Origin of the sequence: Flavobacterium foetidum, assembly GCF_004634245.1 — a bacterium.
Classification (GTDB): domain Bacteria; phylum Bacteroidota; class Bacteroidia; order Flavobacteriales; family Flavobacteriaceae; genus Flavobacterium; species Flavobacterium foetidum.
Genome location: NZ_SJTF01000012.1, coordinates 191,137 through 197,136, shown reverse-complemented (window position 1 = coordinate 197,136; position 6,000 = coordinate 191,137). Strand labels below are relative to the sequence as shown.

General features: G+C 41.6%; 5 protein-coding genes. 3 read left to right on the top strand and 2 right to left on the bottom strand.

Annotated features, from left to right (window positions below):
- From E0W73_RS16030 to E0W73_RS16020, 3 genes are all read left to right on the top strand, one after another.
- On the top strand, positions 1–1,443 hold a 1,443-nt coding region (locus E0W73_RS16030), incomplete at its 5' end, for a DUF7507 domain-containing protein (RefSeq protein WP_135223052.1).
- A gap of 47 nt (positions 1,444–1,490) precedes the next feature.
- The gene (locus tag E0W73_RS16025; RefSeq protein ID WP_135223051.1) at positions 1,491–2,408 is read left to right on the top strand and encodes a PorP/SprF family type IX secretion system membrane protein; all 918 of its coding nucleotides are present in this window, start codon (positions 1,491–1,493) and stop codon (positions 2,406–2,408) included.
- Positions 2,409–2,421: 13 nt separating this feature from the next.
- Positions 2,422–4,356, top strand: coding sequence for an OmpA family protein (locus E0W73_RS16020; RefSeq protein WP_135223050.1), 1,935 nt, complete (start codon positions 2,422–2,424; stop codon positions 4,354–4,356).
- Between the two features lie 128 nt (positions 4,357–4,484).
- Here the strand turns inward: E0W73_RS16020 and E0W73_RS16015 are convergent, their stop codons facing one another.
- Together E0W73_RS16015 and E0W73_RS16010 are read right to left on the bottom strand one after the other, a co-directional pair.
- Complete coding sequence (locus tag E0W73_RS16015) at positions 4,485–5,099, bottom strand: deoxynucleoside kinase (RefSeq protein WP_135223049.1); 615 nt, start codon at positions 5,097–5,099, stop codon at positions 4,485–4,487.
- Complete coding sequence (locus E0W73_RS16010) at positions 5,099–5,914, bottom strand: hypothetical protein (protein ID WP_135223048.1); 816 nt, start codon at positions 5,912–5,914, stop codon at positions 5,099–5,101. Before E0W73_RS16010 ends, E0W73_RS16015 begins: the two co-directional genes overlap by 1 nt.
- Between the last annotated feature and the right edge of the window lie 86 nt (positions 5,915–6,000).

Genomic DNA, 6,000 nt, shown 5'->3' with positions numbered 1-6,000 from the left:
TTTGTGGATGCGAACAACGACGGAAAAACCAATGTTGGGGATAAAGTGACCTATGCTTTTACAGTGAAGAACACAGGAGAAACGACCTTGACCAATATTACGGTAACTGATGACAATGCCAATGTAACAGGATTCTTAACTGAACTGCCTGCAGGGGCAGAAGATGCAGCGACATTCACGGCGGTTCATATCATAACGCAGGCTGATATTGACAAAGGAATGGTGTACAATTTGGCGACTGCAACCGGCAAGGATCCGAAAGGAGACGACGTAACCAATACATCAACAGATCCAACGCCGACATGCACCACATGTCCGAAAGATCCGGTTTGTACAGATTGTACCATCACGCCTGTGCCATCGAAATCAAGCATTTCGATTACCAAACACGGAACGTTTGTGGATGCGAACAACGACGGAAAAACCAATGTGGGGGATAAAGTGACCTATGCTTTTACAGTGAAGAACACAGGAGAAACGACCTTGACCAATATTACGGTAACTGATGACAATGCCAATGTAACAGGATTCTTAACTGAACTGCCTGCAGGGGCAGAAGATGCAGCGACATTCACGGCGGTTCATATCATAACGCAGGCTGATATTGACAAAGGAATGGTGTACAATTTGGCGACTGCAACCGGCAAGGATCCGAAAGGAGACGACGTAACCAATACATCAACAGATCCAACGCCGACATGCACCACATGTCCGATAGATCCAGCATGTCCAGACTGCACAATCACGCCATTGACATCAAATTCCAGCATCGCTGTAATCAAAAAAGCAGTATTTGTTGATGAGAACAATAACGGCTACGCAGAGGTGGGAGAAACGATCAGATACAGCTTTGAAGTTAAAAACACAGGAAATGAAACCCTGACTAATGTAACGATAACGGATAATCTGCCGGGATTAATATTATCAGGCGGTCCGATCACTCTGGCGCCCGGAGAAATCAATTCAACGAATTTCGTCGGTGTGTATGCGATTACAAAAGCGGACATTGATGCAGGATCAGTGACCAATCAGGCATTGGCGGAGGGAACAACTCCGTCGGGAGAAAAAGTGAATGCGCTTTCCGACAATACGAATTTCGTAGACGACAAGCCTACTGTTATTGATGTTGTGACCTGCGTGGTTGAAGTGTTCAATGCAGTTTCTCCAAATGGAGACGGCATCAATGACGAATTCCATATTCAGGGATTAGAGTGTTATCCAAACAATACTGTTGAGATTTATAATCGTTGGGGGGTAAAAGTATTTGAAACTTCAGGTTATGGATCAAATGGAAATACATTCAAAGGATATTCAGATGGAAGAGCCACAATTTCTCGAGGAGAAAGCCTGCCGGACGGAACCTATTTCTACATCCTAAAATGCTTTGATGAAGTAAGACATAAAATGCTTGATAAATCAGGCTACTTATACATTAAAAAATAAACTTTAACACAGGGGGATAGATTCCCCCTGTTTATAAACTTATACAGATGAAAACAAAGTTATTTACATTGGTTTTAATGTTGACCGCTATTGCAGGCTTTTCCCAGCAGGATTCGCAGTTCACGCAGTACATGTACAACACGATCAATATCAATCCTGCTTATGCCGGGTCAAGAGGAGCCTTAAGCATCTTTGGATTGTACCGCACGCAGTGGATTGGTCTTGACGGAGCTCCAAAAACCAGCACCTTTTCGGTCAACAGCCCCATCAACAACAGCAATCTGGGAGTTGGAGTCTCAGTAATAAATGATAAAATAGGTCCGACCAACCAGACCGATTTTTCGGCTGATCTCTCCTATACCATTCAGGTGTCGGCATTATCAAAACTATCCTTCGGGGTAAAGGGAACCGCCAACATTTTTAATCTGGATCCCAATAAATTGAATCCGGAAAAACAGGGAGATCAGATGTTCCAGGATCTGGAGAATAAATTCTCTCCAAATATTGGAGCCGGAGCGTACTGGCATTCGGATAAGGCCTATGTCGGGCTTTCCGTTCCCAATTTCATAGAAAGCAACAAATACAGCGACAATGATGTTGCGATCTATAAAAGCAAAATCAACTATTATCTGATAGCAGGCTACGTATTTGATCTGGACCGCTACCAGTACATCAAATTCAAACCTGCCATCCTGACCAAAATGGTTGAAGGAGCTCCGCTGCAGGTGGATGTGTCGGCCAACTTTATGTTTATGGACAAATTTGTTGTGGGGGCGGCCTACAGATGGAGCGCGGCAATGAGCGCCATGGCGGGATTTCAGGTTTCAGAAGGCATGTACATAGGCTATGGCTACGATCAGGAAACCACCCGTTTAAGCAGATACAGCTCAGGATCGCACGAGATATTCCTGAGATACGAATTCTTCAGAAAAAACAGTAGAATAACAACCCCGCGCTTCTTCTAAAAAAATAATAGTCATGAAAAATAATAAACTCCGTTACCTTGCCCTGATAAGCGTTTTTTCATTCTGCAGCTACTCGCAGGAAGCGAAAATCAATGCCGGGGACAGAAAGTATGACAGCTACGCCTACATCGATGCGATAAAAACCTATGAGCGCGTAGCCGAAAAAGGATACAGATCAGAAGATCTGTTCAAAAAACTGGCCAACTCATATTACTTCAACTCCAATTTTGAAAAAGCGGCCAAATGGTACGGCGAGCTGTTTGCGATGGACGCCCAGATAGAAACCGAATACTATTACCGTTACGCGCAGTCTCTCAAATCAGCAGGAGAAACAGTAAAAGCCGGCAGGATTCTGGATGAGTTTGAGCGGCGCACCAAAAACGACGGCAGAGCCAGACTCTATGCAAAAGATAAGAATTATCTGGAGGAAATAAAAGCCAACAGCGGCCGCTATAAAATAGAAAACGCCGGGATAAATTCTAAATTTTCCGACTACGGAGCCTTTGTCCACAACAATACGGTGTATTTTGCATCGGCACGCGACACGGGGAATTTTACGCAGAGAAAACATACCTGGACCGGCGAGCATTTCACCAACCTGTACCAGGCGGCGATAGGCGAGGATTTCAACCTGGGCGCTCCAAAGGAATTCAAATCAAAAATAAACACCAGATTCAATGAGTCGACCCCTGTCTTTACAAAAGACGGCAAGACTGTCTATTTTACCAGAAACAATTACAACAACGGCAAAAGAGGAAAAAACGATGCGAAGACAACCCTGCTGAAAATCTATAAAGCGACCCTGGAAAACGGGGAATGGTCCAATATAAGAGAACTTCCGTTCAGCAGCGACAACTACAGCACTGCCCATCCGGCGCTGAGCGCAGATGAGAAGACACTGTACTTTGCCTCGGATATGCCGGGGACCTACGGGCAGTCCGACATCTATAAAGTGAGCATCAACGGGGAAAGCTATGGAACCCCAGAGAATCTGGGGCCGACAATCAATACTGAAGGAAAAGAAACCTTTCCATACGTAACAGCAGGCAATGATATTTATTTTGCCTCAGACGGACATCCAGGGCTGGGAGGGCTTGATGTTTTTGTTGGAAGACTGGAGCGAAACGGCGTAAGCAATATCCAGAACCTAGGATCGGATATCAACTCTGCCCAGGATGACTTTGCCTATATCGTCTTGGATGGAGACTCCCCGAAGGGATTTTTCAGCTCAAACCGTCCAGGAGGGCAGGGTTCGGATGACATTTATAAATTTGTTGAAACCAGAGCCATGCACTGCAGCCAGGAACTTAGCGGAATCGTAGCTGATAGCAATACATCAGAAATACTCGCCAATGCAAAGCTGTCACTTTACGACACCGATCATAATCTGATAAGCACCACCATTTCGGACCCGAAGGGCTTTTACAGCTTTGCAGTGGACTGCGGCAAAGTTTACTTTGTAAGAGCTGAAAAAGAGAAGTATGCCACAAAAGAGGAGCCTGCCACCATCTTGAAAGAGAACGGGAAAACGGATTTAGCTATCAGGCTGGACGGTTCAGAATGCCGCGTAACTATTGGAGACGACTTAGGAAAATGTTTCAACATCACCAATATCTATTTTGCTTTGGACAAGTCCGACATCACACCAAAAGCGATCGTCGATTTAGAAAAGATTCTGGACGTACTGAATCAGTATCCATCTATGAAACTTGATATCCGTTCCCATACAGACAGCAGGGCAAGCTACAAATACAATGAAGCTTTGTCTGGCAGAAGAGCCAGATCGACCATGCAGTGGCTGATCAATAACGGCGTTTCCAAAGACAGATTGACGGGCAAAGGCTACGGCGAATCACAGCTGGTGAACAGATGCTCGGACGGGGTTAAATGCAGCGAGGAAGAGCACCAGATGAACAGAAGAAGTGAATTTATAATTACGGCATTGTAGCCTTGCAATACATAAATTCAAATCATAAAAAAACAGGTTGTCTATAATGTAGATAACCTGTTTTTTATTTTCAATACGTATTGAAATTAAAACACCAATACGAGTTTATTTGTTTGTAAGAGTTGAGCTTAAAACAATCCGTTCAATTCGGCATCAATTCTATTAATGATGTTTCCTAAATCTTCGGGATTATCAACAAAATTGATATTGTCGACATCAATAATCAACAGTCTTCCTTTTGTGTATGTCTGAATCCAGGCTTCATATCTTTCGTTCAAACGGCTTAAATAATCGATTGAAATAGAGTTTTCATACTCGCGTCCTCGTTTGTGGATTTGTCCGACAAGATTCGGAATTGTGCTTCGCAGATAAATCAGCAGATCTGGTGGTTTTACAAGTGATTCCATTAATTCAAACAAAGAAGTGTAATTTTCAAAATCTCTGCTTGTCATTAAACCCATAGAATACAAATTGGGAGCAAAAATATAGGCATCCTCATAAATAGTCCTATCCTGAATAACTTTTTTGCCGCTTTGGCGAATTTGCTGCACCTGACGGAAACGGCTGTTAAGGAAATAGATCTGAAGATTAAAAGACCAGCGTTCCATCTGATGGTAAAAATCATCGAGATAAGGATTATCAACTACATCTTCATAATGAGGTTCCCATTTAAAATGTTTGGCTAATAATTTGGTCAGAGTTGTTTTTCCTGCGCCTATATTTCCTGCTATTGCTATGTGCATTACGGTGTTACGATTTTATAATTGGTGATATCTGCAAATGTAAAAATAGATAAAATTTGGTCTTTGTAATAGAATTTGTCAAACGATTTTTCTAAAATTTTAATTTCAGAAAATGTGTCAGAATCCGCTTTCGTATTAGCAGAAAAATAGATTTGATCGCCAATGCTAAAGAGGTATTGAGAAGAGCTGACGATTTCGATTTTATCAAACTCAGGAATTTTTCCTAATGCTGTAATTTTTCCAAAAATATCGCAGGAGTACCATTGGTTTTTCTTGTCGATCCAATAAAAAATATTAAAATCGGTCTGATAATATTTTATAGGTTCAGTAAGCGGAATAGAGATGGTCTTGTATTCGTTTTTTAAATAATCAAAAAGGCCGATTTGCTGGTTAAGCGTATTGTAAATCCACAATTGGTTTTGAGTCGACATTCCGACTGCGCTGGCATTGATTGGATTTGGATTTTGCGAAAAATTAATTTCGCTCATTTTATTTAATTGGTTGTCTAATAAAATGACGCTGTTAAAATCTTCGTAGAACAAAACAATTTTTAAAGGATTCTGTAAATCGACTTTTGTAATTTTTCCTAGCGAAACGTTCTTATATTCAAAAATCTCTTTTCCTTTTATTTTACTAAAAACATTGTTTTTTATCTGATACAGATACCCAAAAGAATCATAACCGCAAAACACATCTGCATTAATCGCTTCACGCGAAATAAGCACAGGACTTATGCCAGAGTTTTGCGAATGCGAGATTGCAAATATCAGTATAAGAAATAGTTGTGTTAAAAATTTGTGTGATGTAAAACGCATTTTCAATCGATTTTCTGGCGAACCAAATTACAAAAAACCGTTTTAGAAATTGTCTTTTGATGCTTAAACCTTTTTTTAGCCTAATA

Bases quoted from the DNA above. Each gene is read 5' to 3' on its own strand.
- E0W73_RS16025 (WP_135223051.1), top strand. From the start codon at position 1,491: ATGAAAACAAAGTTATTTACATTGGTTTTAATGTTGACCGCTATTGCA.
- E0W73_RS16015 (WP_135223049.1), bottom strand. From the start codon at position 5,099: ATGCACATAGCAATAGCAGGAAATATAGGCGCAGGAAAAACAACTCTG.
- E0W73_RS16020 (WP_135223050.1), top strand. From the start codon at position 2,422: ATGAAAAATAATAAACTCCGTTACCTTGCCCTGATAAGCGTTTTTTCA.
- E0W73_RS16010 (WP_135223048.1), bottom strand. From the start codon at position 5,914: ATGCGTTTTACATCACACAAATTTTTAACACAACTATTTCTTATACTG.